21 protein-coding genes, 1 tRNA gene and 1 pseudogene are annotated in these 24,984 nt (G+C 62.1%); 14 read left to right on the forward strand and 9 right to left on the reverse strand.

Annotation, left to right across the window (positions count from 1 at the left end; all coding sequences use genetic code 11):
* Positions 1 to 53 precede the first annotated feature (53 nt).
* Positions 54 to 926, reverse strand: a complete 873-nt coding sequence (locus tag ASC86_RS24400) for an ATP-binding protein (protein WP_056327363.1) — start codon at positions 924 to 926, stop codon at positions 54 to 56.
* 228 nt (positions 927 to 1,154) lie between these two features.
* On the opposite strand from ASC86_RS24400, the gene yajC reads away from it, so the two are divergent.
* The 5 genes from yajC to ASC86_RS24425 all read left to right on the forward strand — a co-directional run bounded on the left by yajC (position 1,155) and on the right by ASC86_RS24425 (position 5,840).
* Positions 1,155 to 1,487, forward strand: coding sequence for a preprotein translocase subunit YajC (gene yajC / locus ASC86_RS24405; RefSeq protein WP_056327365.1), 333 nt, complete (start codon positions 1,155 to 1,157; stop codon positions 1,485 to 1,487).
* A gap of 60 nt (positions 1,488 to 1,547) precedes the next feature.
* Positions 1,548 to 4,073, forward strand: a complete 2,526-nt coding sequence (gene secD, locus ASC86_RS24410) for a protein translocase subunit SecD (protein WP_056327367.1) — start codon at positions 1,548 to 1,550, stop codon at positions 4,071 to 4,073.
* A gap of 6 nt (positions 4,074 to 4,079) precedes the next feature.
* Positions 4,080 to 4,466 (forward strand): Mth938-like domain-containing protein, encoded by a 387-nt coding sequence (locus ASC86_RS24415; protein ID WP_056327369.1) that lies wholly within the window; start codon positions 4,080 to 4,082, stop codon positions 4,464 to 4,466.
* 1 nt (position 4,467) lies between these two features.
* Positions 4,468 to 5,313, forward strand: a complete 846-nt coding sequence (locus tag ASC86_RS24420; RefSeq protein WP_056327371.1) for a phytoene/squalene synthase family protein — start codon at positions 4,468 to 4,470, stop codon at positions 5,311 to 5,313.
* Positions 5,314 to 5,402: 89 nt separating this feature from the next.
* On the forward strand, positions 5,403 to 5,840 hold the full coding sequence (locus tag ASC86_RS24425) for a hypothetical protein (protein ID WP_056327373.1): 438 nt from the start codon (positions 5,403 to 5,405) through the stop codon (positions 5,838 to 5,840).
* A gap of 1 nt (position 5,841) precedes the next feature.
* Here ASC86_RS24425 and trmFO read toward each other — a convergent pair whose 3' ends face one another.
* The 3 genes from trmFO to ASC86_RS25450 form a co-directional block, all read right to left on the reverse strand.
* Positions 5,842 to 7,263 (reverse strand): methylenetetrahydrofolate--tRNA-(uracil(54)-C(5))-methyltransferase (FADH(2)-oxidizing) TrmFO, encoded by a 1,422-nt coding sequence (gene trmFO / locus ASC86_RS24430; RefSeq protein ID WP_156387186.1) that lies wholly within the window; start codon positions 7,261 to 7,263, stop codon positions 5,842 to 5,844.
* Between the two features lie 125 nt (positions 7,264 to 7,388).
* Positions 7,389 to 7,532 (reverse strand): DUF1127 domain-containing protein, encoded by a 144-nt coding sequence (locus ASC86_RS25445; protein ID WP_082510453.1) that lies wholly within the window; start codon positions 7,530 to 7,532, stop codon positions 7,389 to 7,391.
* Positions 7,533 to 7,996: 464 nt separating this feature from the next.
* Positions 7,997 to 8,140 (reverse strand): DUF1127 domain-containing protein, encoded by a 144-nt coding sequence (locus ASC86_RS25450; RefSeq protein ID WP_082510455.1) that lies wholly within the window; start codon positions 8,138 to 8,140, stop codon positions 7,997 to 7,999.
* A gap of 866 nt (positions 8,141 to 9,006) precedes the next feature.
* Between ASC86_RS25450 and ASC86_RS24435 the strand changes: the two genes are divergently transcribed.
* From ASC86_RS24435 to tig, 4 genes are all read left to right on the forward strand, one after another.
* Entirely contained in the window at positions 9,007 to 10,116 is a 1,110-nt protein-coding gene (locus ASC86_RS24435) for a DUF2157 domain-containing protein (RefSeq protein WP_056327377.1), read from the forward strand.
* 4 nt (positions 10,117 to 10,120) lie between these two features.
* On the forward strand, positions 10,121 to 10,717 hold the full coding sequence (locus tag ASC86_RS24440; RefSeq protein ID WP_056327379.1) for a GDYXXLXY domain-containing protein: 597 nt from the start codon (positions 10,121 to 10,123) through the stop codon (positions 10,715 to 10,717).
* A 171-nt stretch (positions 10,718 to 10,888) separates the two neighbouring features.
* A tRNA-Leu gene (locus tag ASC86_RS24445) sits at positions 10,889 to 10,973 on the forward strand.
* A 173-nt stretch (positions 10,974 to 11,146) separates the two neighbouring features.
* Positions 11,147 to 12,622, forward strand: a complete 1,476-nt coding sequence (tig, locus tag ASC86_RS24450; protein WP_056327540.1) for a trigger factor — start codon at positions 11,147 to 11,149, stop codon at positions 12,620 to 12,622.
* A 228-nt stretch (positions 12,623 to 12,850) separates the two neighbouring features.
* Here the strand turns inward: tig and sthA are convergent, their stop codons facing one another.
* Positions 12,851 to 14,257 (reverse strand): Si-specific NAD(P)(+) transhydrogenase, encoded by a 1,407-nt coding sequence (gene sthA / locus ASC86_RS24455; protein ID WP_056327381.1) that lies wholly within the window; start codon positions 14,255 to 14,257, stop codon positions 12,851 to 12,853.
* A gap of 188 nt (positions 14,258 to 14,445) precedes the next feature.
* Between sthA and ASC86_RS24460 the strand changes: the two genes are divergently transcribed.
* Positions 14,446 to 15,510 (forward strand): magnesium and cobalt transport protein CorA, encoded by a 1,065-nt coding sequence (locus ASC86_RS24460; RefSeq protein ID WP_082510457.1) that lies wholly within the window; start codon positions 14,446 to 14,448, stop codon positions 15,508 to 15,510.
* A 61-nt stretch (positions 15,511 to 15,571) separates the two neighbouring features.
* Here ASC86_RS24460 and radC read toward each other — a convergent pair.
* From radC to phaC, 4 genes and pseudogenes are all read right to left on the reverse strand, one after another.
* Positions 15,572 to 16,240 (reverse strand): annotated as a pseudogene (gene radC, locus ASC86_RS24465) (DNA repair protein RadC); the annotation flags it as partial.
* A gap of 101 nt (positions 16,241 to 16,341) precedes the next feature.
* A complete protein-coding gene (map, locus tag ASC86_RS24470) occupies positions 16,342 to 17,181 on the reverse strand; it encodes a type I methionyl aminopeptidase (protein ID WP_056327385.1) in 840 nt (279 codons plus the stop codon).
* Positions 17,182 to 17,213: 32 nt separating this feature from the next.
* Positions 17,214 to 17,936, reverse strand: coding sequence for a DNA/RNA nuclease SfsA (sfsA, locus tag ASC86_RS24475; protein WP_056327387.1), 723 nt, complete (start codon positions 17,934 to 17,936; stop codon positions 17,214 to 17,216).
* Positions 17,937 to 17,956: 20 nt separating this feature from the next.
* On the reverse strand, positions 17,957 to 19,804 hold the full coding sequence (phaC, locus tag ASC86_RS24480) for a class I poly(R)-hydroxyalkanoic acid synthase (RefSeq protein ID WP_056327389.1): 1,848 nt from the start codon (positions 19,802 to 19,804) through the stop codon (positions 17,957 to 17,959).
* Between the two features lie 193 nt (positions 19,805 to 19,997).
* On the opposite strand from phaC, the gene ASC86_RS24485 reads away from it, so the two are divergent.
* The 4 genes from ASC86_RS24485 (at position 19,998) to recJ (ending at position 24,975) form a co-directional block, all read left to right on the forward strand.
* Positions 19,998 to 20,315 carry a hypothetical protein gene (locus tag ASC86_RS24485; protein WP_082510475.1) on the forward strand — a complete coding sequence of 106 codons (318 nt, stop codon included), beginning with the start codon at positions 19,998 to 20,000 and terminating at the stop codon, positions 20,313 to 20,315.
* A 123-nt stretch (positions 20,316 to 20,438) separates the two neighbouring features.
* A complete protein-coding gene (locus ASC86_RS24490) occupies positions 20,439 to 21,659 on the forward strand; it encodes an LL-diaminopimelate aminotransferase (RefSeq protein ID WP_056327393.1) in 1,221 nt (406 codons plus the stop codon).
* A gap of 74 nt (positions 21,660 to 21,733) precedes the next feature.
* Positions 21,734 to 23,056: a homoserine dehydrogenase gene (locus tag ASC86_RS24495; protein WP_056327396.1), complete on the forward strand. Its 1,323-nt coding sequence runs from the start codon at positions 21,734 to 21,736 to the stop codon at positions 23,054 to 23,056.
* Positions 23,057 to 23,172: 116 nt separating this feature from the next.
* The gene (gene recJ / locus ASC86_RS24500; RefSeq protein WP_056327398.1) at positions 23,173 to 24,975 is read left to right on the forward strand and encodes a single-stranded-DNA-specific exonuclease RecJ; all 1,803 of its coding nucleotides are present in this window, start codon (positions 23,173 to 23,175) and stop codon (positions 24,973 to 24,975) included.
* Positions 24,976 to 24,984: the final 9 nt, after the last annotated feature.

A 24,984-nucleotide genomic window follows, 5' to 3' on the forward strand; every position in this document is an offset into this window, starting at 1 on the left:
AAAAAGCCGCGTCCTTTGTAGGGCGCGGCTTTTGCATTTCCGGAGGAGGGCCGTCAGCTCAGCTCGATTTTCTTCTCGTGGCGTCCCGCAATATCCTGGATGAACTGGAAGGCGACCCGGCCGGAGCGCGATCCGCGCGTGGTGCTCCATTCCAGAGCCTCGGCATGCAGCTGTTCCGGCGCGATATCGATGCCGAAATGGGCGGCATAACCGTCGATCATCGCGAGATAATCGTCCTGGCTGCATTTATAGAAGCCGAGCCAGAGACCGAAGCGGTCCGACAGCGAAACCTTCTCTTCAACGGCTTCGGACGGGTTGATAGCCGTCGATTGCTCGTTTTCCATCATGTGGCGCGGCAGCAGGTGCCGGCGGTTCGATGTGGCGTAGAGCAGAACATTGCCGGGCCGCCCCTCGATGCCGCCGTCGAGCACAGCCTTCAGCGATTTGTAGGACGTGTCGTCGTGGTCGAAGGACAGGTCGTCGCAGAACACCAGCACCGGCACGGGCGCGGTTTTGAGGATTTCCATGAGGGCGGGCAGGGTGGCGATGTCCTCGCGGTGCACCTCGACAAGTTTGACGCGCACGCTGGTTTCGCGGGAAACGGCGGCATGCACCGCCTTCACCAGCGAGGACTTGCCCATGCCGCGCGCCCCCCAGAGCAGCACGTTGTTAGCCGGAAAACCTTTTGCGAAGCGCAGCGTGTTGTCGTGAAGGATGTCGCGCACGTGATCGACGCTGCGGATCAGGTCGATATCGATCCGGTTCGGCTTCGGCACCGGCTGCAGATGGTGGTTCTGCGGCGCCCAGACGAAACATTCCGCCGCATCCCAGTCGTTGACGGCGCGCTCGGGGCCGGCAAGGCGCTCCAGCGCCGCATTGAGCTTGCGCATTTCGGCAAGCAGAAGATCGATCTTTGTGTCCTGCATGGCGTTGATCCTGAAATGAAAGACTGCCCGTCGCCTAACATTAAGCCGGCGATGGCGAAAGGTCGCTTACCCGCATGGAGAGACCTCTCCGGCGATGCTTTTTCTGTATGGCGCCCATTTCACGGTAATGTCGTGGCGCTGCGAGTTGCATTCGTGGCTGGCTTTCCTATATTCCGGCCACCCGAAACGCGGGGTTGGCCCGCAACTGACGTATTCAAGGAGTGATCAATGTTCATTACCGAGGCTTTCGCCCAAACGGCAACGCCGGCCGCCGGCGGCGCGGATATCCTGATGTCCATCCTGCCGTTTCTGCTGATTTTCGTCGTAATGTACTTCCTGATCATCCGTCCGCAGCGCGCCAACATGAAGCGCCGCGAGGAACTTCTGAAGAACATCCGCCGCAACGACCAGGTCGTCACCGGCGGCGGCATCGTCGGCAAGGTCACGAAGGTTGTCGACGACAACGAACTGGAAGTGGAAATTGCTGACGGCGTGAAGATTCGTGTGGTACGCAGTGGCATATCCGAAGTCCGCGTGAAGGGCGAACCCGTCAAGGAGTGAGCTTTCGCGAAGGAGGTCGGATGACGCCGACCTCCTTCGACACCTGATGATGAGAGCTTGATGCCGTATATCGCCCGCTGGAAGACCTTCGTCGTTTGGCTTGTCGTGCTCCTGAGCATGATCATCGCTTTGCCAAATGTCTTGCCGCAGGGCACGCTCGATAGGCTCCCGGCCTGGCTGCCGAAGAAGCAGCTGGTCTGGGGGCTCGATCTCGAAGGCGGCTCGCTCATCAGCCTCAAGATGGAACGCGACGGTGTGGTTTCCACAGATCTGCGCGCTGTGGTCCGCGAAACGGCCGAACTTCTCCGCAAAGCCGATATCGCCTATTCCGGGCTCGGTGGCACCGGGCAGGCGGTGGAAGTCAAAATCACCGATCCCGCCCGCATCGATGCGGCCAAGGCTGCCTTGAAACCGATGACCGACCGGCAGGTCGAGGTTCGCGGCAAGAAAAGTGCGGAACTTTCCCTTGCACAGAATGGCGAGTTGCTTCGCCTCGATATCAGCGATAGCGCCATCGACGCCCATCTTTCCGAAGGCGCCGACAAGGCCGTCGCCGCGCTGTCGCGCCGGCTTCGGGATCTGGGCGGCACGGAGCCGAACATCCTGCGCCGGGGCGTTGACCGCATTGTCGTCCAGATGCCCGGCCTTTACGATCCCGAGCAACTGAAAAGCATCCTCACCCAGGCAGGCGATTTCTCCTATCGTCTGATCGATGTCTCGATGCCGGTCGAGCAGGCCGTCAACGGCAATCCGCCGGCGGGATCGGAAGTCGTCTATTCCGCCGATGATCCGCCGATCGGCCGGCTTCTGCGCCGCGAGCCGCTCATTTCCTCCGCCGATATCACCGATGCCGAAACAGGCATCGATGCCGCCACGGGCGAGCCGATCGTCACCATGGCGCTGACACCGGAAGCCGCCGCGCGTTATGATGAGGCCGCGAAGAAGGCCACGGGCACGACGATGGCCGTGGTGCTCGACGGCCTCGTCGTCGCCACGCCGCTGGTGCGCAACACGTCCACGGACGGCAAGCTGACTCTCGAGGCGGAGATGAGCCCCGAGGGCGCCGAAGACGTGGCGTTGTTGCTGCGCAGCGGTCCGCTGCCGACGGCGCTGACCGTGCTGGAGGAACGCTCCACCGGCGCAGGGCAGGGCACGGAAACGACGCATGCGATGCTGCGCGCCGGCCTGATCGGCGCCGGTTTCGTCGCCATTTTCATGATCGGCTTTTATGGCTTCTTCGGCCTTGTGGCCGTCGTCGCGGTTATTCTCAACGTCATCATGATCGTTGCCGCCCTGACGGCAAGCGGATTGGCACTGACGCTGCCGGGTGTGGCCGGTATCGTGCTGACCATCGGCATGGCCGTCGACAGCAACGTGCTGATCTATGAGCGCATCCGCGAGGAGGCGCGCCACGGCCGCTCGATGGCCGAGGCGATCCAGTACGGCTTTTCGCGCGCCTTTGCCGCCATCGTCGATGCCAATATCACCACGCTAATCGCCTCGATCATCCTGCTTTATCTCGGCACAGGCTCGGTGCGCGGCTTTGCCGTGACGCTGGCGGTCGGTATCGTCACGACACTGTTCACCGCCTTCACCCTGACGCGGGTGATGCTGATGGTCTGGCTGCGCCGCCGCATGCCGACGGAACTGCCGAGCGGCATCCGCACCGGCGTCTTCGACGGCGCGGCGATCCGCTTCATGGGCATCCGCAACTTTGTCTTTTCACTGACGGCAGCGCTGTCCATCCTGTCGATGCTTGCCTTCGGCGCGCTCGGCATCAATCTCGGCATCGATTTCTCCGGTGGCGCGGTGATCGAATTGCGGGCCAAGGAAGGCAATGCCGATATCCAGGATATCGACCTGCGCCTCTCCGAACTCAACCTCGGTGTCGTGACCGTCAAGTCTTACGGCTCGCCACGGGATGTCGTCGTGCGCGTCCAGTCGCGCGAAGGCGGCGAAAATGCCGAGCAGACCTCGGTGCTACTGGTGCGCGGGGAACTGGAGGACAGTTACGATGTCCGCCGCGTCGAAGTCGTCGGCCCCTCGATCTCGGGCGAACTGACAAGGGCGGCGACCATCGGCATCCTGATCTCGCTTTTGGCGATCATCGTCTATATCTGGGTCCGGTTCGAATGGCAGTTCGCGCTCGGCGCCATCATCGCCACGCTGCATGACGTGCTGCTCACCATCGGGCTTTTCGTGGTGACGGGCATGGAGTTCAATCTTGCAAGCGTCGCCGCACTTCTCACCATCGTCGGCTATTCGCTGAACGACACGGTGGTCGTCTATGACCGCATCCGCGAGAATTTGAAACGCTACCCGCGCATGCCGCTGCCGATCCTGATCGATACGTCGATCAACCAGACCCTGTCGCGCACGGTGCTGACCGGGGCGACGACGCTGCTTGCGCTTCTGGCGCTCTGCCTTTTCGGCGGCGAGGCGATCCAGGCCTTCGCCTTCGTCATGCTGTTCGGCATCGCGGTCGCGACCTTCTCGTCGATCTATGTCGCCGGCCCTGTGCTCATCCTGTTCAAGCTTCGCCACGGCGCCCCTTCTGCTGGACAGACGGCTGCAAAAGGGGCATGAGGGCGCATGCGCAGACCCCTTGAAATCCGAAAGGCCCATTTTCCGGGCCGGGCTCCGATCGACACCTATGGCAATGGCGGTTTCCGTTTTGCCGAGATGTCGCATCGCGGTTCCCTTCTTTTGCTGCCCTCCGGCATCTATGGCTGGGACGTGGTGGAAGGCGATCCGCTGACGCCGGAGGCTTTCGAGCGGGTCTTTCTGGAAGCGGCCGACATCGAGGTGATGCTGGTCGGAACGGGCAAGGAGATCCGCCCGTTGCCGGCTGCCTTGAAGGCGATGTTCCGCGAACACAAGATCGCCTCCGATCCGATGAGCACGGGAGCTGCCGTGCGCACCTACAATATCATGCTCGGCGAATCCCGCGCCGTCGCCGCTGCCCTCATCGTCGTGTGACATGACCGATCCTTACGCCCAAAGCCTCGCCGCCCTGCGCGACAGCGATCGCGACCGTTATCTGGCCTGCCTTCTCTCCCCGGAAGACAAGCGCGGCGTGCTTTCGGCGCTCTATGCCTTCTATGCGGAAATCGCCCGTGTGCGCGACAGCGTGCGGGAGGCTCTGCCCGGCGAAATCCGCCTGCAATGGTGGCGCGATCTTCTGGATGGCGCGGCCGCCGGCAACAGCGAAGCCCATCCGCTGGCCGCCGCTCTTGTAAAGGCGATCCACGCCTATTCACTGCCGATTGGCGTGCTGCACGACATGATCGATGCGCGCATTTTCGATCTCTACGACGACCCGATGGAAAGCCGTGCTTCGCTGGAAGGCTATGCCGGCGAAACCGCGTCGGCGCTGATCCAGCTTGCCTGCCTGATTCTCGATCCGCGGGCGGCCGCGGCCTCTGCCGAAGCTGCAGGTCACGCCGGCGTGGCGCAAACCATTGCCGGCGTGCTGCTGTTGCAGCCGATCCACCGCCGCCGCGGGCAGGTCTATCTGCCGGCGGAACTGCTGACAGCAACCGGGCTCGACCGGGAATCGTTTCTCGCCGGCGACGACAAGGACGGCATCAGCCGCGCCATCCGCGCCTTTGCCGGCCTCGGCCGCGATCATCTCGCCAAGGCGCGGGCGGCTGGGGGCGCGATCTCGCGCGAAAACAGGGCGGCTTTCCTGACGGTCGCCATGGTCGAGCCGGTTCTTGACCGCGCCGAAAGGGCCGGCGCCGATCTTTTCGAGCACTCGATCCAGCCTGCGCAATGGCGCCGGCAATGGTGGATGTGGCGGGCGCTGCGCGCCGGCCGCTGGTAAAGCCCGCAGGGCACATTCGCACAAGCTTCGGCCGTTAAGGTCCAGCCAACATTGCTGCTTCCGCAACAGGCGGAGGCTGGAGGCATTTTATGACCTGGATCATCGTTATCGTCTGCGTCGTGCTCGCGGGGCTGTTCTATATCAGGATGAAGGCGCGCGCCGAGGAAGACCGGCTTTTGCCGGATGCCGGACAGGCGATCCTCGATTTCGGGCGGGCGTTTCCGGAGGAAGCGATCCGCGCCATCCACTCGACCAGGGATGACAAGGCCTATTTCGTGCGCCTGCACGATGGCAAAGCCGGCTTCATGGCTTCGCACGGCACGCATTTGGTCTGCCACCTGATCGAGCCCGGCCGGGTGCAGGTGACCATGACCGACAGCGGGCAGGGGCTGGCGGTGCATTTTCTGGATTTCCCGCATCTCGACGGGCGTTATGAGTTCCGCGGCGCGGATATCGCCGCGGAAGTGTCGCTGTGGCTGCTCGGCAGCTTCCAGCCTCGCTCGGAATTCACGACGCCGGAAGCCTGAATCAGCCTGTGGTCGCAGCAAGCCAGGCGGCGCAGTCTTCCAGCGCGCGCAAGGCCGTCATCTGCTTCTTGACGATGGCCTTTTCCTTGCCGCGGAAGCGCTTGACGCCTTCCGGCTTGGTGATTGCGCCCGGTTCCAGCGGCGGAAACAGGCCGAAATTGACGTTCATCGGCTGGAACGAGCGCTTGCCCGGCTCATCGTCGGAAACGATGTGGCCACCGGTAATGTGGTTCAGAAGCGCGCCAAAAGCCGTGGTGACCGGCGGCGGCACGAGCATCTCGCCCTTGCGCTCGGCGGCGGCGAAGCGGCCGGCCAGGAGGCCGATCGCAGCGCTTTCCACATAACCTTCGCAGCCGGTGATCTGGCCGGCGAAACGCAGGCCCGGCCGCGATTTCAGCGTCAGCGTGCTGTCGAGCAGGGTCGGAGAGTTGATGTAGGTGTTGCGGTGCAGGCCACCGAGACGGGCGAACTCTGCATTCTGCAGGCCCGGAATCATGCGGAAGACTCCGGCCTGCGCGCCGTATTTCAGCTTCGTCTGGAAACCGACCATGTTGTAGAGCGTGCCGAGCGCATTGTCCTGGCGCAGCTGCACGACAGCGTAAGCCTTGACGGACGGATTATGGGCGTTGGTGAGCCCCATCGGCTTCATGGGCCCATGGCGCAGGGTTTCGCGACCGCGTTCGGCCATGACCTCGATCGGCAGGCAGCCATCGAAATAGGGCGTGCCTTCCCATTCCTTGAAGCCGGTCTTGTCGCCGGAGATCAGCGCATCGACGAAGGCATTGTACTGGGCCTCGTCCATCGGGCAGTTGATGTAGTCCTTGCCCGTGCCGCCCGGCCCGACCTTGTCGTAGCGCGACTGAAACCAGCAGATGTCCATGTCGATGCTTTCGGTATGGACGATCGGCGCGATGGCATCGAAGAAGGCGAGCGCATCGGCGCCGGTTTCGCTCTGGATCGCTTCGGCGAGCGACGGCGCGGTCAGCGGGCCTGTCGCGATGACCGTCAGGCCCCATTCCTTCGGCGGCAGGCCGGAAACCTCTTCGCGCACCACCGAGATCAGCGGATGCTCCGAAATCGCCTTGGTGACCGCGTCGGAGAAACCGTCGCGGTCGACGGCAAGCGCGCCGCCGGCCGGCACCTGATTGGCGTCGGCACAGGCCATGATCAGCGAACCGGCGAGCCGCATTTCCGCGTGGAGGACGCCGACCGCATTGCTGGTCGCATCGTCGGAGCGGAAGGAGTTCGAACAGACCAGTTCGGCAAGACCGTCCGTCTTGTGGGCATCTGTACCGCGAACGCCGCGCATTTCATGCAGGATGACGGGAATGCCGGCCTTGGCGATCTGCCAGGCGGCTTCGGACCCGGCAAGGCCGCCGCCGACGATATGGATGGGGGAGAAAGAGGATGTATCTGTCATCAGGCGTTCTTACTGCACAATCGCCGAAACCGGAAAGGGTTTGACGGCCAAAGCCGGTGGAGAGTGCACAAACGAAAACGGCACCGCTTGCGGTGCCGTTTTGGGATATTTCAAAGGCTCGGGTCCGATTAACGGAAGGAGCGCGATGCAATGCTGCGGATGTCGAAACGGGTGATGCCGATGTCGGACAGGGCATGGTTCGACAGATTGCCGAGTTCGGCAACGGTGCGGCGGTAGTTCATCCAGTTCTTGGCCATACGGATCGGGTTCATGATCTTTTCCTTCAGGTAATGTGCTGAGCGCGACGACCTCGTCCGCTGCTTGATTGAGATTGTTATACACCCGTGTAAGAGGATGTTGCAGTGCAAAGAAACGGCACCTGCTATGCATTTGTGCAAGCGTTGCCGCTTTGGAGTGCAGATTTTCCAGATGCCGAGAAAATCGCCATGGATTAACCGTTGGTTAAAGGCGATTAAATCGCTGTTTTCATGCTGCTATTTTGGAGGGGCTCGCAACGATCGGAGGGCGGGCCTATTCAAGGCGAATTGCGCGCCGAAATGCCGGTTTGGAGCGTTCGCAATCGCAGCATTATCGCCGTCGAAAAAATGCTGGGGGGCATTGAATTGCAAGAGGCTGAAAAAACAAAAACGCCCGCCGGATGATCTCCGGAGGGCGTTTGCGGAGCGTCGGCGTCAGCCGGCGCGGCAGTGCTGTTCAGGCTACTTGGTAGCCTGACTTACTTGGTAGCCTGGCGGGCAACGAACGGGATGTCGCTGCGGCCGATGCCGAGGTCGCTGAGTTCGCGGTCGCTCATGCGGCCGAGTTCGTTGACGGTCTGACGATACTTGCGCCAGTTATTGAAAGAGCGGGTGATGTTCATGATCGTTTCCTTTCAGAATGGTTTTGATCGGCGGCGCCGTTTGCGCCGGTCTCGATTTCATGAGTGGAATATAGCTGTTCGCCTGGTCGATTTGCAGAGCCAATGCTGCATCGCACCCATGCGCGGGATGCATTCCTTTCCGCCCGAAAGTCTGCCGTGAAAACGACAATGCCCGCCGGGGGAGGAGGTCCGGCGGGCATTGTCTGTCTCGATCGGCAACCGGGAGGAGGAGGATGTCGCCGATCCTTCGGGGTGCGCTGGGAGGAGGAGTGCGCTGCCCCGATGTATGATTAGTCATATAAATATGGCATCCGCATTGTGGTAGAGCCGATATGGAATGGCACCTATGCCAAAGCCGCATGGCTCACGGGGAAGTGTCGGGATGATTCGATAAAAAACCGTTGAAATAACTTAGAAATTCCGCCCGGAAAAATAACGCCCGCTGGGGGAGGAGATCCAGCGGGCGTCATTTGAAACGACGGGCAACTTGGGAGGAGAAGACTTGCCCGTCTCGATCGGAGCGGCGCTGGGAGGAGGAGGGCGCTTGCTCCGAATGTCTTGCCGCGGCCCTTGCGGGCTCGCCGACCTTCTTCCCGTCATGGGTAACGGCTGGTCTGTGCCGTGGAGCCTGCTGTCTTAAGCGCCGCTTCCATATTCTATAGATAGGAACGGCTGATCGATTTGTGCAGTGCGGCATTTTCACGGGAGCCATGCGTCAGGTGCATGCGTTGCTGGCAAAGTCCCTGATTGCTACGATAGCGGTGAAAGTTTCATGAAAAGTTAACGACGATACCCCGGTGGCCTGCTCTAGGAATGAATTCTGCCTGTGATATGTGTTTGCCGATAGCGGACTACAAGGAGTGGACATGTACCGGGCGCGGATAGAGAGGGATTTCAATCTCTGGGTCGAGAAGGGCTTGCTCGATCGCGCCGCCGCCGGCGCCATGCTCGCCGAATATGACGCCCGCCCGTCGAGCTTCAGCGCCGGCCGGGTACTGATGGTGCTGGCCGGCGTGCTGCTGGCCGCAGCCGTGCTGCTGCTGGTCGCGGCGAACTGGGAGGCAATTCCCCGTGTGGCCCGCGTCGTCGGTATTATCGGCCTCCTCTGGGCGGCCTATCTCGGGGCGGCTTTCAGCTTGAGCCGCGGTGCGGTGGCGATCGGCACAGCGCTTCTGGTGCTTGCGACCATGGCCTTCGGCGGCGCCATCGCGCTTGTCGGGCAGATGTATCATCTCTCCGGTGATTCCGCCGATGCGCTGATCGTCTGGTTCCTGGTCGCCTGTGCCGCAACGGTTCTGTTTCGCTCCGGGGCTCTTGCCGTGCTCTGCGGCGCGCTCGGCTGGTGGATATTCATCGATCTCGTCTTTGAGAGCGACGCCAGCCTCGAAGGCAACGGCTATATCTTCCTCGTGCCGGTGCTGGTGCTCATCATCGTGGCGCTGGTGCGCTATACGGGCGCCGGCATTGCCCGGCACCTTGCCTATCTGCTGATGCTTGGCTGGCTGGGCTGGCTTTACACGGAAGCGCCGGAAGCCTGGCTGGCGGCAACCTATTTCGGCATCGGCCTCGTCGCCTTCCTTCTAGCCGTGCTGCCGTTTTCGCCCCTGCGGCGGATGGCGGACGAAGCGGGTGCGGCGCCTGCCTTCTACAGCTTCGCGCTGGCGCTCCTCGGCCTCATCGCGCTGCATATGGAGATGGAGTATCTTTGGCAGGACGTGGTGATCGGCGCGACGGCGCTGGCGGTGTCGCTGGCCGGTATCGGGCTTGCCGGGCGGCTGAACGGCGCCGTGCGCTTTCTCGGTTATGCGGCCTTTGCCGGCGAGCTGCTGTTCCTGTCGTCGGAGACGATCGGCAGCATTCTCGGCACCTCCGGTTTCTTCCTGATTTCCGGCGTCGTCGTGGCAGCCATCGCCTATGCGGTGATCCGCATCGAAAGGCGGCTTGCCGCCCGGCCCGCAACCGGCACGGAGGCGTGAAGCCATGAAGGCGTTCCTTTCAAAACCCGCCATTCTCAATGTCTGGGTCTCGGCCGTCATCATTGCCGCCCTGCAAACGGCGATCCTCGGCTATATGATCGAAAGCCGGGCAGCGATCCTGCGCAACGGCCACGATGTCGTGCTGCAGACCGTTCCGGTCGATCCGCGCGACCTCCTGCGCGGCGATTATGTGATCCTCTCCTATGATATCTCGACCATCCCGCTCGACAAGCTGGTGGACACGCTACCGCAGGAGGAGACGGATGCGCAGCTTTCCGTGCGGCTCGCGAAAGCCGAGGACGGCTTCTGGCATGTGAGGGAGGCGGCTTTCGGCACGTTGCCGCCGCTCGAAGACGGCAGTGTCGTCGCCAGAACCCAGCCCTTCTACTTCTATCCCCAGCCGTCGGGCAGCCAGACGGCGCTTTCGGTGGAATACGGCATCGAGCGCTATTACGTGCCGGAAGGCCAGGGCAAGCCGCTGGAAGAGGCGCGAAACGCGCAGGCGCTTTCCGTGACCGCAAGCGTCAGCGATACCGGCGTCATGCAGATCCGCACGATCTCAATTGATGGAAAGCCGCTCTATGAAGAGCCGCCCTTCTGACGAAAGCGGAGATTTCCCGCGATTTCCCTGTGCCTGACGGCTTATTTTCCCTTTGATCCTCGAGAAACGGGTGATATAGAGACGCCGCGCTCGGGAACGCCCTGAACCCGGCGGAGGCTTGCTTTATGCTCGCGATCCGCTGCAGAGATCAGGCGAGGCGGCTTTCTGAACGCGGGTATGGTGAAATTGGTAGACACGCCAGATTTAGGTTCTGGTGCCGCAAGGCGTGGGAGTTCAAGTCTCTCTACCCGCACCAGAATATTAGGGACGCGGAGGCTTTATCTTCTGCGTCGATCAGGAAGAGTGCGCCATTTTGCTTGCAAAACGGTGACGGATTTGCGTAAAGCCACTCCCGGCAATTGGATCGGCTCACGTGCTCGAGAAACGAACACCGACAGAGCCCTGTCAACGTGAAATGAAGGTTTGAACATGCAGGTTATCGAAACGCTCGCTGAAGGGCTGAAGCGCGAACTCAAGGTCGTCATTCCGGCCAAGGACATGGAAGCTCGTATGAACGAGCGCCTGGAAGACGCCAAGGGCAAGGTCCGTATCAACGGCTTCCGTCCGGGCAAGGTGCCCTTCGCGCATCTGAAGAAGATGTACGGCAAGTCGATCATGGCCGAACTGGTCAACGAGATCGTTCGCGACAAGCCGACCGAAATCCTCTCCGAGCGCGGCGAAAAGTCTGCGACCCAGCCGGAAATCGCCATGACCGAGGACGAGGCGGAAGCCGACAAGATCCTCAACGCCGATGCCGATTTCGAATTCACCCTGGCCTACGAAGTCATCCCGGCGATCGAGCTGAAGGACGTTTCGGGCATCAAGGTCACCCGCGAAGTCGTCGATATCGACGACGCCGAAGTCACCGAGCAGATCCTCAAGATCGCCGAAAGCGCCCGCACCTACGAAACCAAGAAGGGCAAGGCTGAAAACGGCGACCGCGTCACCATCGATTACCTCGGCAAGGTCGACGGCGAAGCCTTCGACGGCGGCAAGGACGAAGACGCTGAGCTGGTTCTCGGCTCCAACCGCTTCATTCCGGGCTTCGAAGAGCAGCTGGTCGGCCTGAAGGCTGGCGACGAGAAGGTCATCACCGTCACCTTCCCGGCTGATTACCCGGCTGCAAACCTCGCCGGCAAGGAAGCCACCTTCGACATCAACGTCAACGACGTCGCTGCTGCCGCTGCCGTCGAAATCAACGACGAGCTGGCCACCAAGCTCGGCCTCGAATCGGCTGACAAGCTGAAGGAAATCGTCCGCGGCCAGATCGAAAGCCAGTACGGCTCGTTCACCCGCCAGAAGGTCAAGCGTCAGATCCTCGACCAACTCGACGAGATGTACCAGTTCGACACCCCCGGCCGTCTGGTCGATGCCGAATTCGACAACATCTGGCGCCAGATCAACACCGACCTGCAGCAGGCCGGCAAGACCTTCGCCGATGAAGACACGACCGAAGAAGACGCCCGCGCCGAGTACCGCAAGCTGGCTGAGCGCCGCGTCCGCCTCGGCCTCGTTCTCTCCGAAATCGGCGAGAAGGCTGGCGTCCAGGTTTCCGACGAGGAAATGCAGCGTTCGCTGTTCCAGCAGCTGCGCCAGTTCCCTGGCCAGGAAAAGGAAATCATCGACTACTTCCAGAAGACCCCCGGTGCCGCCGCTTCGCTGCGCGCTCCGCTCTTCGAAGAAAAGGTCATCGATCACCTGCTCTCCGAAGTGAAGGTCACGGACAAGACCGTCAGCAAGGAAGAGCTGATGGCTGATGACGAGGACGAAGGCAAGGCAGACGCCAAGAAGGCCCCGAAGAAGAAGGCCGCCAAGGCTGAAGCTTCCGTTGAAGGCGAAGAAGCCGCAGCCCGGAAGAAGAAGGCTCCGGCCAAGAAGAAGGCCGCTGACGACAGCGCCGAATAAGCCGGTTCCTCATAGGACCCAATTGAAAGGCCGCCCAATGGGCGGCCTTTTTGCGTTGTGGAGTTTTCTGGGAGGGCTGTCTTCCTCTCTTCCGTCATGCTCGGCCTCGTGCCGAGCATCTGCTGGTCCCTCCATTCTCTGGGAGACGCTGAAAGATCCTCGGCACGAGGCCGAGGATGACGACGGTGAGTGGGGGATGAGGGCAACCCCTTGATAAGGGGCTGGCCTTTATGCCTTCGGCGCGACCTCGCCCATGCGGTTCCAGGCGTCGAGGCCGGCGATCTTGTAGGCCTCGGCGAGCGTCGGGTAGTTGAAGGTGTTCTCAACGAAATACTCGACCGTGCCCTTCAGGTTGAGCACCGCCTGGCCGATATGCACCAGTTCGGTGGCACCTTCGCCGACGATATGGACGCCAAGCAGACGGCGGGTCTTCAGCGAAAAGATCAGCTTCAACAGGCCCGAATCGAGACCCATGATGTGGCCGCGCGAGGTTTCGCGGAAACGGGCGATGCCGCACTCATAAGCGATGCCGCGTTCCTTCACCTCTTCTTCCGTCAAGCCGCAGGTCGAGATTTCCGGAACGGCGTAGATGCCGTAGGGGAAGAATTTCGGCGGTTCCTTGGCCATGGCGCCGACGGCGACGCGGGCGGCGATGCGGCCCTGTTCCATCGAAGTCGAGGCAAGGCTCGGGAAGCCGACGACGTCGCCGGCGGCATAGATGTTGGGCACCGAGGTCTGGAAGGTTTCCGGGTTCACCTTGAGACGGCCGCGGCTGTCGGCTTCGAGGCCGGCGGCCTCGAGATTGAGCGTATCGGTGGCGCCCATGCGGCCGGCGGCAAACAGCACCATCTCGCAATGGACCACACGGCCGCTGTCGAGCTTGATCTCGCATTGGCCGTTCGGCAAGCGCTCGACCTTCTCGGCCTTTTGGCCGAGATGGAGCTTCATGTTGCGGTCGCGCAGCTGATAGGTGAAGTCCTCGACGATCTCCCTGTCGATGAAATCGAGCATCGTCACCTTGGGGTCGATCAGGGTGATCTGCGTATCGAGCGCCGAGAAGATGGTCGCATATTCGATGCCGATGACGCCGGCGCCGATGACAGCCATTGAGCGCGGCAGCTCCTCGATATCGAGCAACTCATCGCTGTCGATGATCGCCTTGCCGTCGAAGGGGATATAGTCGGGGCGGAAGGGTTTGGTGCCGACGGCAAGCAGAATGCTGGTGCCCTTGACATGGAGAATTTCGCCGTCGTCCTTCACCACCTGCATGGTCGTCGGATCGACGAAACTTGCCTTGCCACGAATGTGCTGGACGCGGTTGCGGGCGAACTGATGCTCCAGCACCTCGACCTCATGGTCGAGGGTGATGATCAGGCGCCGCCGCAGGTCCTCGGCGCTGATCTCCTCCTTGACGCGATAGGCGCGGCCATAGAAGCCGCGTTCGCGCCAGCCGGAGAGGTTGAGCGCCGTTTCGCGCAAGGTCTTCGAGGGGATGGTGCCGGTATGGACGGAGACGCCGCCGACGCGCTTTCCCTGCTCGATCACAAGGACTTTCCTGCCGAGCTTGGCAGCCTGGATGGCGGCGCGGCGGCCCGCGGGGCCGCTGCCGACAACAACGAGATCGTACTGGTTCATGGGCGTATCCGCTGATGATGAGGATCGTTGTGCACTGCGGCAGATTTCAGTCATCGTCTATAGCCTCTATCTTACAATTTAATAAAGTCTTGTGTGCTTCCGGCAGGATTATGGATGCCGGTTTCCGGCGATATGCGCTATGCTTCGAGGAATATGCCGGGAGCGAGTGGCAGTGGATGGAGGCTTCTATGGTTCGGCACGAAGGCAGGGAAAGCTTTGTTCCGCAGGAGGAGGTGGAGGGGACCGGATCGGAGGCCGCGGGACTGCGCGGCCCTGAGACAAGGCCCGGCGTCATTGCAGCAGCTGTCTATCAGAACGGCAAGCGCATCTGCGACATTCCGATCAGCGATTCCCACCTCTGGCGGCAAAAGGAAAATACCGTCGTCTGGATCGGCCTGCATGAGCCGGACGCGCTTCTGTTGGCGGAGGTGCAGCGGGAATTCGATCTCCACCCTCTGGCGATCGAGGATGCAGGCCACGCCCACCAGCGACCGAAGCTCGAAATCTATGGCGACGCCATGTTCGTCGTGGCGCGCACCGCCCATATGATGGATGCCGAGATCGTTTTCGGCGAAACCCACCTTTTCGTCGGCCGCGGCTATGTCGTCTCCGTGCGGCACGGTGCGTCGAGTTCCTATAATCTCGTGCGCCAGCGCTGCGAGGCATCACCGGTCGCGCTCGCCCACGGCGAGAACTACATCCTTTATTCGATCCTCGATTTCATCGTCGACAACTACGTACCGGTCATCGAGATGATCCATGAGGAAGTAGAGGAGCTGGAAGAACGGGTGCTGCGCGAGCGGCTGGACAAGGCGGATGTCGAGCGGCTCTATATGCTGCGACGCAGCCTGCTTCGGCTGCGCAATGCCGTCGTGCCACTGGTCGACGTCTGCCGCCGCCACGAGCATCTCGACCTGCCGGGCATGGATGCGATGCTGCACGCTCTGTTCCGCGATGTAACCGACCATGTGCGCCGGGTGCAGGAGGATATCGACAGCCTGCGCGAGGTTCTGGCCTTCACTTTCGAAGCGAGCCTGATGATCGGCCAGTCCGAGCAGACGGAAATCACCCGCAAGCTCGCATCCTGGGCCGCTATCCTCGCCGTGCCGACGGCGATTGCCGGCATTTACGGCATGAATTTTGTTGATATGCCGGAGCTGCACATGCGCTACGGCTATTTCTTCGTGCTGGCGGCGATTTTCGTCATCTGCACCGGGCTGTACCGCTTCTTCAAGAAGGCGCGGTGGCTTTAGGGTTTTCGTTTGTCTTGTCGGGAAAACCGGGTTCCACTTTTCCCTGACAAACTCGGACGGATCAGATCAGCCGCAGACCCTTGAGGCTCGCATGGCCATCGCGGCCGATGATGATGTGATCGTGCACGGTAATGCCCAGCGGTTTGGCGGTATCGATAATGGTCTTGGTCATCTCGATATCGGCGCGTGACGGTGTCGGATCGCCTGATGGATGATTGTGGACCAAAATCAAGGCTGTAGCGGAAAGTTCTAAAGCGCGTTTCACCACTTCGCGCGGGTAAACCGGGGTGTGGTCCACTGTACCCGTCTGCTGCACCTCGTCGACGATCAGCGCGTTGCGCTTGTCGAGGAAGAGGATGCGGAACTGCTCGCGGTTCTCATGCGCCATCGCCGCATGGCAGTATTCGATAACCGACGACCAGGAGGCGAGCACCTTCTTGCCGCGCAAATCGCTCTTCAGCGTGCGGTGGGCGACGGCGGCGATCAGCTTCAGGTCGAGCGCTACGGCTTCGCCGATACCCTTGACCTCCTGCAGCAGCGCCGGCTGGGCGCCGAAGACGCCGGCGAGTGTCCCGAAACGATCGAGCAGCGCCTTGGCGACGGGCTTGGTGTCCCGTCTTGGAATGAGCCGGAAAAGCAGCAGTTCGAGGATTTCATAGTCGGCAAGCGCTGCATCGCCATTGTCGCGAAAACGGGTGCGCAGCCGGTCGCGATGGCCATGGTAGTGGGCTGTTTCCGTGGAGGCGGCGAGGTCGGCGCGCGACGGGGTCTGCTCGCCGAAGAAACCTGCCTGTTCCGCCGGTTGCGGCTCGATTCGGCCGGGCGGTTTCGTCATGCGGCACTCAGCGGAGGGAGACCGGGACGGTCGAGGCCGCCGGGCGACAGCGTGAAGATTTCACAGCCGGTGGCGGTCACGCCGACGCAGTGTTCGTATTGCGCCGACAGCGAGCGGTCGCGGGTGACCGCCGTCCAGCCGTCGGCGAGCACCTTCACATGCGGCCGGCCGAGATTGATCATCGGCTCGATGGTGAAGATCATGCCTTCGCGCATTTCCGGGCCTTCATTGGCGCGGCCGTAATGCAGGATGTTGGGCGCATCATGGAACAGCCGGCCGACGCCGTGGCCGCAGAAATCCCGCACGACGGAGCAGCGTTCGGCTTCCGCAAAGCTCTGGATCGCCTCGCCGATCGCGCCGGTGCGCGCGCCGGGCTTCACCGCCGCGATGCCGCGCATCAGGCATTCGTAGGTGACTTCGAGCAGCCTCTCGGCCGCCCGCTTGATCTCGCCGACCGGATACATCCGGCTCGAATCGCCATGCCAGCCGTCGAGGATGTAGGTCACGTCGATATTGACGATATCGCCCTCGCGCAGCGGCTTGTCGTTCGGGATGCCGTGGCAGACGACGTGGTTGATCGAAGTGCAGGACGACTTGGTGTAGCCGCGATAGTTAAGGGTGGCGGGCAGGGCGCCGTTGTCCATGCCGAATTCGAACACGAAACGGTCGATCTCATCCGTGGTCACGCCGGGGCGCACCAGAGGCGCAAGCGCGTCGAGACAGCGGGCGGTCAGCTGGCAGGCGCGCTTGATGCCGGCGAAATCCTCCGGGGTGTACAGGCGGATGACCCCGGTGTTTTTGTAAGGCGCAGAATCGGCCTCGATATAGGTGACCATTCTCTAGAACTTTCGCTTGTCGTGATCTGATGTCATAGACCGGCAGGGGCCGTTTCGTCCATGGCGATCAGGCCGTCGGCGACGATTTGCGTGGGCGAGATGCTGCAGCGCACGGCAAAGGCTTCGACGCCGCGCTGCCGTGCCCGGACATAGGCGCGCGCATAGACCGGATCGAGATCACCGCAGATGCGAAAGTGACTGCAATCTGCCCTTTGCACCAGATAAAGCATCACGCCGCGATGGCCCTCCGCCACCATGTCTCCCAGTTCCTCCAGATGCTTTGCGCCGCGGCTGGTCGGGCTGTCGGGAAATTCCGCCAGCCCGTTTTCGCGGCTGAAATGCACGTTCTTGACCTCGACATAGCAGCGACGGCTGCCATCCGGGTCGGAGAGCAGGAAGTCGATGCGGGAATTCTTACCGTAGCGTTGCTCGCGCCGCACCAGCGGATAAGTCCCAAGATCGCCCACGAGCCCGGCGGCGATCGCCTCGCCGGCGAGCGCATTCGGAAGCCCGGTGTTGATGCCGACCGGTGCGCCGTCCACCTCCACCAGTTCCAGCATATGCCGGTATTTTCGCGTCGGGCTGTCATGTTCCGAGAGCCAGATTTTCGATCCGGGCGTGGTCAGGCCGCGCATCGAGCCGGTATTCGGGCAGAAACCGGTGATCGCGCGGCCGTCTTCCAGAACGGCGTCGAACAGGAACCGCTTGTAGCGCTGGACGAGCACCGCCGGGACGAGGGGACTTTCAAACTTCATCGTGTGCGGGCGCGCCGTCGTCAGGAACGAATGCGCACATAGGAGCCGGGGGCGGCCTCGATTGAGTTCAACGGGCCGCCGGTATGGCGTGGCGGCACCCGCCGCTTGTCCTGCTTTTCGATCCAGGCGTGCCAGTGCGGCCACCAGGAACCGGGCGTCTCCTCGGCCTTGGCCACCCAATCCTCGAATTCACCGGTCACCTTGCCGCCGGTCCAGTACTGGTACTTGCCCTTGGCCGGCGGGTTGACGACGCCGGCGATATGGCCGGAGCCGGACATGACATAGGTGACCTTGCCGCCGAAGAACTGGCTGCCGACGAAGACGGACTTCGCTGGCGCGATATGGTCTTCCTTGGCGGCGAGGTTGTAGATCGGGATTTTCACGTCGTGAAGCGAGAGTTTCTTTCCGGCCATCACCATCTCGCCCTTGGTCAGGTTGTTTTCGAGGTAGCAGTTGCGCAGGTAGAAGGAGTGGTTGGCCGCCGCCATGCGGGTGGAATCGGAATTCCAGTAGAGCAGGTCGAAGGGCGGCGGCTCTTGTCCCTTGAGGTAGTTGTTGACGAAATAGGGCCAGATCAGGTCGGAGGACCGCAGCATGTTGAAGGCTGTCGCCATCTTCGAGCCTTCGAGATAGCCGGTTTCGCCCATGCGCTGTTCAAGCTGGGAAATCTGGTCCTCATCGACGAAGACCTTGAGGTCGCCAGCATGGGTGAAATCGACCTGGGTGGTGAAGAGCGTCGCCGAGCGAATGCGGGTATCGCCTTCCTGTGCATGCAGCGCCAGCGTCGCGGCGAGCAGCGTGCCGCCGACGCAGTAGCCGATGGCATTGACCTCGTCTTCACCCGTCGCCTTCTTGATCGTATCGAGCGCGAAGCCGACGCCTTCGCGGGCATAGGCTTCCCAGTCCTTGGTCGCGTGGCGGGCATCCGGATTGACCCAGGAGATCACGAAGACCGTGTGTCCCTGTTCGACCGCCCAGCGAATGAAGGATTTTTCCGGGTTTAGATCGAGCACGTAGAACTTGTTGATCCATGGCGGGCAGATCAGCAGCGGGCGCTTCAGCACCGTATCCGTCGTCCCGTCATACTGGATGATCTGGCAGACGTCGTTCTGGGCGACCACCATGCCGGGGCTGATGGCGATGTTTTCGCCGACCGTGAACTTGCTCGAATCGGTCTGGCGCATCTTCAGGTCGCCCTGGCCGGCGACGATGTCTTCCGCCAGCATCTTCATACCCTTGACGAGGTTTGCACCGCTGGAGGCGACGGTTTCCCGGTAGAGTTGCGGATTGGTGGTGATGAAATTGACCGGCGAAAGCGCGCTGGAGATTTGCTTGACGTAAAAGGCGGCCTTGTGCCGGGTGTGGGGATCGAGCCCTTCGGCATTTGTGACCATGCGGTCGGCCCAGTCTGAGGTGACGAGATACGCTTGGCGCAGGAAGTCGAAGAAGGGGTTGTTGACCCAGTCGGCATCGCTGAAGCGCTTGTCGGGCCGGGCCGGGGCTTCCGCGGAGGCGTCGCCGGACATCTTCTGCAGCGTGCGGGTCCAGATCGAGAAGAAACTCCCCATCAGCTGGGTCTGGGCTTCGAGCGTCCGTTGGGGTTCGGAAATCCAGTATTCGGAGACTTTCGAGAGCGTCTTGACCATATCGACCACGGGATCGGCGACATAATCGGTTTTTGCGCCGCTTTCGCGGGGGGCGAGCCATGCGGAGGCGGCCTTGCCGAGCTGTTCCACCGTGCGCGCCATGTTCATGGCGAGCGCTTCGGGGTCCTTGACGATGTAGGGCTCGACCGATTTCGGGTCAAATCCCTGAAATCCTTCGGTTTTACCTTCAGCTTGGCCTGCGTTTCCCTTGCCTTCCGCCACTCAAGTCCCTCCCCAGACGTTTGACGTTTTGTCTTTTTACATTCTGCCCGAAAATGATTACAAGTGCCAGCGCGCGGCACTCATGGCTGTTATGCGCAATGAGGCCGGCAACGGAAAAGCGGACGGGGAAGACATGAAGCATTCGCTCAAGATTGGGTCGCTCAAGGCGGCGGCCCATTATTGCACATTTACAGTGATTGCCGCATCGGCGGCCGTTATGGCCGGCTGCACCTCGTCTTCTGCGGTCAGCGGTCGCTCTTCGGAGTATACGCAAACCATGGCCCGCCCGATTGCTGCCGATGCTTATCCGGTCATCGAGGGCAAGCTGCCGGCCGCCAACGTTCAGATGAGCAATGAAGAGGCCACGGATATCTCGGCGCGTCTCACCGCGCTTTCCGGCAAGCGCAAGTCCGGCGAGATCAGCGAAGCCGAATATCAGCGGCGCCTTAAGGAGTTGCAGGCGCTTGCCGCCAATCACGGCACCGACACGCTGAAAGAGATACAGAATTAGCACTTGCGTTTCGATGATTTTGGACGCAAAGCCTTGTATGGCCGCGTGGGCCGATAGCACCGCGCGCGTCTCCCTCGCACCTTAGATTCGCTGCTGGCGGGACGCGCAAGACGAGGTTTTAAGATGGAAGAATTTCACAAAGTCCGGCGTCTGCCGCCTTACGTTTTCGAACAGGTCAACCGTTTGAAAGCCAGCGCGCGAGCGGGTGGAGCTGACATCATCGACCTCGGCATGGGCAACCCCGACCTGCCGACGCCCCAGGCGATCGTCGACAAGCTCTGCGAAGTGGTCCAGGACCCGCGCACGCATCGCTATTCGTCCTCCAAGGGCATTCCCGGCCTGCGCCGCGCCCAGGCCGCCTATTATGCCCGCCGCTTCGGCGTGAAGCTCAACCCCGATACCCAGGTCGTCGCGACGCTGGGTTCGAAGGAAGGCTTCGCCAACATGGCGCAGGCGATCACGGCGCCGGGCGACGTCGTGCTCTGCCCGAACCCGACCTATCCGATCCATGCCTTCGGCTTCCTGATGACCGGCGGCGTCATCCGTTCGATCTCGGTCGAGCCCGACGACACCTTCTTCCCGCCACTGGAGCGGGCGATCCGCCATTCGATCCCCAAGCCGATCGCGCTGATCATCAACTATCCGTCGAACCCGACGGCCCATGTCGCGACGCTCGATTTCTACAAGGAAGTGGTCGCCTTCGCGAAGAAGCACGACATCGTCATTCTTTCGGATCTGGCCTATGCCGAGATCTATTTCGACGAGAACAATCCCCCGCCGTCGGTGCTCGAAGTGCCGGGCGCGATGGACAACACCGTCGAATTCACCTCGATGTCGAAGACCTTCTCCATGCCCGGCTGGCGCATGGGCTTTGCCGTCGGCAACGAGCGACTGATCGCGGCGCTGACGCGGGTCAAATCCTATCTCGATTATGGTGCCTTCACGCCGATCCAGGTGGCGGCGACCCACGCGCTGAACGGCGACGGCTCCGACATCGCCGAAGTGCGCAGCATCTACAAGCGCCGCCGCGACGTGATGGTCGAAACCTTCGGCAAGGCAGGATTCGAAGTGCCGCCGCCGGCAGCCACCATGTTCGCCTGGGCGAAAATCCCGGAAAAATTCCGTCATCTCGGTTCGCTGGAGTTTTCCAAGCTGCTGGTCGAGAAGGCTGATATCGCGGTTGCACCGGGCGTCGGCTTCGGCGAACTCGGTGACGATTACGTCCGCATCGCGCTCGTCGAAAACGAACATCGCATTCGCCAAGCCGCGCGGAACCTGAAGAAGTTCCTCGCGACCGCCGACGATACGCTCCACAACGTCATCTCGCTCAACGCCCGTCGCTGACGGACGCAAGAGCCGGTCGTTTCAGTCATGCCCCGGCCGCAGGGCCGGGGCTCTTATATGTTAGGAAGTTTAAAATGGCAGGTGCCCTTAAAATCGGCATTGCGGGCTTGGGAACGGTTGGTGCCTCGCTCGTGCGGATTCTCCAGGAACGTCACAATTCCCTGGCCACGACCTGTGGGCGCGCCATCGAGATCACAGCCGTCACCGCCCGCGACCGCACCCGCAATCGCGGCGTCGATATCTCCGGCATCAGCTGGTTCGACGATGCCGTGACACTGGCCACTGAGGCCGATATCGACGTTTTCGTCGAACTGATGGGCGGTGCCGGCGATCCCGCCTATTCCGCTGTCAAGGCGGCGCTGTCGCGCGGCCTGCACGTGGTGACCGCCAACAAGGCGCTGCTTGCAGCCCACGGCATCGAGCTTGCCGGCCTGGCCGAATCCCACGGCGCTCTTTTGAACTATGAAGCGGCCGTCGCCGGCGGCATCCCGGTCATCAAGGCGCTCCGCGAATCCATGACCGGCAACACGATCTCGCGCGTCTACGGGATCATGAACGGCACCTGCAACTACATCCTGACCAAAATGGAGAAGGAAGGCCTGTCCTTCGAGGCCTGCCTCAAGGAGGCCCAGCGCCTTGGCTATGCAGAAGCCGACCCGGCCTTCGACATCGAGGGCAATGACACGGCCCACAAGCTGTCGATCCTGACCAGCCTTGCCTTTGGCACGGCGATCGCGGCGGACGATATCTATCTTGAGGGTATCACCAATATCTCTATCGACGATATCCAGGCTGCCGCCGATCTCGGCTACCGCATCAAGCTGCTTGGCGTCGCCCAGCGCACCGAAAGCGGCATCGAGCAGCGTGTACACCCGACCATGGTGCCGCTCGAATCGGTCATCGCGCAGGTCGATGGCGTCACCAACGCGGTGGCGATGGAATCCGATATTCTCGGTGAATTGTTGATGGTCGGCCCCGGCGCCGGCGGCAATGCCACGGCATCGGCCGTGCTCGGGGATATCGCCGATATTGCCAAGAGCCGTCCTGGCGCCCAGCATGTGCCGGCTTTCGGTCGCCCGGTCACGGCGCTGTTGCCCTACAAGCGCGCCCAGATCCAGAGCCATGAGGGCGGTTATTTCATTCGTCTCAAGGTCGTCGACCGCGCTGGCGTCTTTGCCAATGTCGCGACCCACATGGCGGAAAACCGCATCTCGCTCGAATCGATCGTCCAGCATTCCAAGCATCACGTCGAAGCCGACGAGCCGCAGACGATCATCCTCGTCACCCATGCGACGACGGAAGATTCGGTGCGCAAGGCGGTGGCCTCGATCAAGGGCGAAGGTTATCTCGTCGGCGAACCGCAGGTGATCCGCATCGAGCGCCCGAAGGCCGGCTGATCGGCAGCTGATGACATGAAAGCGGCCCCGTCCGGCATCTTGCCCGGCGGGGCCGCTTTCGTTTGTCGAAGGCGCGGAAAACGGTTACCAACAAGCCCAGTTTCAAGGATGAACACATGAACGAACTGCCAGATCCGATTCAGCGCGCATTTTTAGGCGTCGAAAAATCGGTCGGCGGCCAGCGTTGGGTGTCGCGGCTCGATCAGGCCGGGCAGAACCGCGCCCTTGCCATCGCCCAGGTCCACGGGTTTTCCGATCTCTTGTCGCGGGTGCTCGCCGGCCGTGGTGTGACGCAGGAAAATGCGGTCGCCTTCCTCGATCCGACGATTCGTTCGCTGATGCCCGACCCCGATCTGCTGACGGATTGCGCCAAGGCGAGCGACCGTCTCGTGCAGGCCGTCGCGCGCGGCGAGAAGGTCGCCATCTTCGGCGATTACGACGTCGATGGTGCGGCCTCCTCGGCGCTTCTCTACCGCTTCCTGCACCATTTCGGCATCGATGCGACGATCTATATCCCGGACCGGATTTTCGAGGGCTACGGCCCAAATCCGACCGCGATCAGCCAACTGATCGACAACGGTGCGACGCTGATCGTCACCGTCGATTGCGGCTCGGTGAGCCACGAATCGCTCGCGGTGGCGCGCGATCGCGGCATCGATGTCGTCGTCATCGATCACCATCAGGTCGGCACCGATCTGCCGCCATGCCACGCGCTGGTCAATCCGAATCGGGAAGACGATCTTTCCGGGCAGGGGCATCTCTGCGCCGCCGGCGTCGTCTTCCTCGTCGTCGTCAACACGCTACGCCGTCTGCGTCAGGCGGGCGACCGCCGTGTCGCGGATTTCGATCCGCTGGCGCTGCTCGATCTCGTGGCGCTGGCAACCGTCTGCGATGTCGTGCCGCTCAAGGGCCTGAACCGCGCCTATGTCGTCAAGGGCCTGATCGCCGCCCGGCATATGCAGAACCCCGGCCTTTCGGCGCTGTTGCGCAAAGCGGCCATTGGCGGGCCTGTTACGGCCTATCATTTCGGCTTCCTCGTCGGCCCCCGTATCAATGCCGGCGGGCGGATAGGCGATGCCGCGCTCGGAAGCCGGCTGTTGACGCTGGAGGATGCCGCCAAGGCCGAAGAGATCGCCAACCAGCTCGATATCCTCAACCGCGAACGCCAAGCGATGGAAGTCGCCATGCTGGCGGAAGCGGAAGCCGAGGCGCTGGCGGAATACGGAACGGGCGAGGGCGCTTCCGTCATCGTCACCGCCCGCGAAAACTGGCATCCCGGCGTTGTCGGGCTGCTCGCCTCCCGGCTGAAGGATCGCTTCCGCCGTCCCGCCTTTGCCATCGCCTTCGATCCGAACGGCAAGGGCACGGGCTCAGGCCGCTCGATCAGCGGCTTCGATCTCGGCCGTATGGTGCGTGGTGCAGTGGAGGCCGGCCTGCTGGTGAAGGGCGGCGGCCATGCCATGGCGGCGGGCCTGACCGTCGAACGCGCCAATCTCGGCCGCATCCGGCATTTCTTCGAAGAAAAGGCGGCCGCAACGGTCAGCGAACTCGTTTCCTCCGAAACGCTGAAGATCGACGGCGCACTCGGCGCATCCGGCGCAACGCTGGACCTCGTCGATCAACTTGAGCAGGCCGGCCCCTATGGCGCCGGTCATCCGCAGCCGATCTTCGCGCTGCCGGCGCATCGCGTGAGGGACGCGCGCCCGGTCGGCGTCAACCATATCCGCGTCACGCTCGAAGGGCAGGATGGCTCCCGCCTGGAAGCGATTGCTTTCCGCGCGCAGGAAACGGCGCTGGGCGACCTTCTCCTCTCCTCGCGCGGCACGTCGCTGCATGTCGCCGGCTGTCTTTCTGCCGATCACTGGCAGGGCGCACGCAAGGTTCAGTTCCGCATTCTGGATGCGGCGAAGGCGTTGTGATGTCGGTGA

This window comes from Rhizobium sp. Root1212 (genome assembly GCF_001424985.1).
Classification (GTDB): Bacteria; Pseudomonadota; Alphaproteobacteria; order Rhizobiales; family Rhizobiaceae; genus Pararhizobium.

Bases quoted from the DNA above. Each gene is read 5' to 3' on its own strand.
- ASC86_RS24400 (WP_056327363.1), bottom strand. From the start codon at position 926: ATGCAGGACACAAAGATCGATCTTCTGCTTGCCGAAATGCGCAAGCTC.
- yajC (WP_056327365.1), top strand. From the start codon at position 1,155: ATGTTCATTACCGAGGCTTTCGCCCAAACGGCAACGCCGGCCGCCGGC.
- secD (WP_056327367.1), top strand. From the start codon at position 1,548: ATGCCGTATATCGCCCGCTGGAAGACCTTCGTCGTTTGGCTTGTCGTG.
- ASC86_RS24415 (WP_056327369.1), top strand. From the start codon at position 4,080: ATGCGCAGACCCCTTGAAATCCGAAAGGCCCATTTTCCGGGCCGGGCT.
- ASC86_RS24420 (WP_056327371.1), top strand. From the start codon at position 4,468: ATGACCGATCCTTACGCCCAAAGCCTCGCCGCCCTGCGCGACAGCGAT.
- ASC86_RS24425 (WP_056327373.1), top strand. From the start codon at position 5,403: ATGACCTGGATCATCGTTATCGTCTGCGTCGTGCTCGCGGGGCTGTTC.
- ASC86_RS25445 (WP_082510453.1), bottom strand. From the start codon at position 7,532: ATGAACCCGATCCGTATGGCCAAGAACTGGATGAACTACCGCCGCACC.
- ASC86_RS25450 (WP_082510455.1), bottom strand. From the start codon at position 8,140: ATGAACATCACCCGCTCTTTCAATAACTGGCGCAAGTATCGTCAGACC.
- ASC86_RS24435 (WP_056327377.1), top strand. From the start codon at position 9,007: ATGTACCGGGCGCGGATAGAGAGGGATTTCAATCTCTGGGTCGAGAAG.
- ASC86_RS24440 (WP_056327379.1), top strand. From the start codon at position 10,121: ATGAAGGCGTTCCTTTCAAAACCCGCCATTCTCAATGTCTGGGTCTCG.
- tig (WP_056327540.1), top strand. From the start codon at position 11,147: ATGCAGGTTATCGAAACGCTCGCTGAAGGGCTGAAGCGCGAACTCAAG.
- sthA (WP_056327381.1), bottom strand. From the start codon at position 14,257: ATGAACCAGTACGATCTCGTTGTTGTCGGCAGCGGCCCCGCGGGCCGC.
- ASC86_RS24460 (WP_082510457.1), top strand. From the start codon at position 14,446: ATGGTTCGGCACGAAGGCAGGGAAAGCTTTGTTCCGCAGGAGGAGGTG.
- map (WP_056327385.1), bottom strand. From the start codon at position 17,181: ATGGTCACCTATATCGAGGCCGATTCTGCGCCTTACAAAAACACCGGG.
- sfsA (WP_056327387.1), bottom strand. From the start codon at position 17,936: ATGAAGTTTGAAAGTCCCCTCGTCCCGGCGGTGCTCGTCCAGCGCTAC.
- ASC86_RS24490 (WP_056327393.1), top strand. From the start codon at position 20,439: ATGGAAGAATTTCACAAAGTCCGGCGTCTGCCGCCTTACGTTTTCGAA.
- ASC86_RS24495 (WP_056327396.1), top strand. From the start codon at position 21,734: ATGGCAGGTGCCCTTAAAATCGGCATTGCGGGCTTGGGAACGGTTGGT.
- recJ (WP_056327398.1), top strand. From the start codon at position 23,173: ATGAACGAACTGCCAGATCCGATTCAGCGCGCATTTTTAGGCGTCGAA.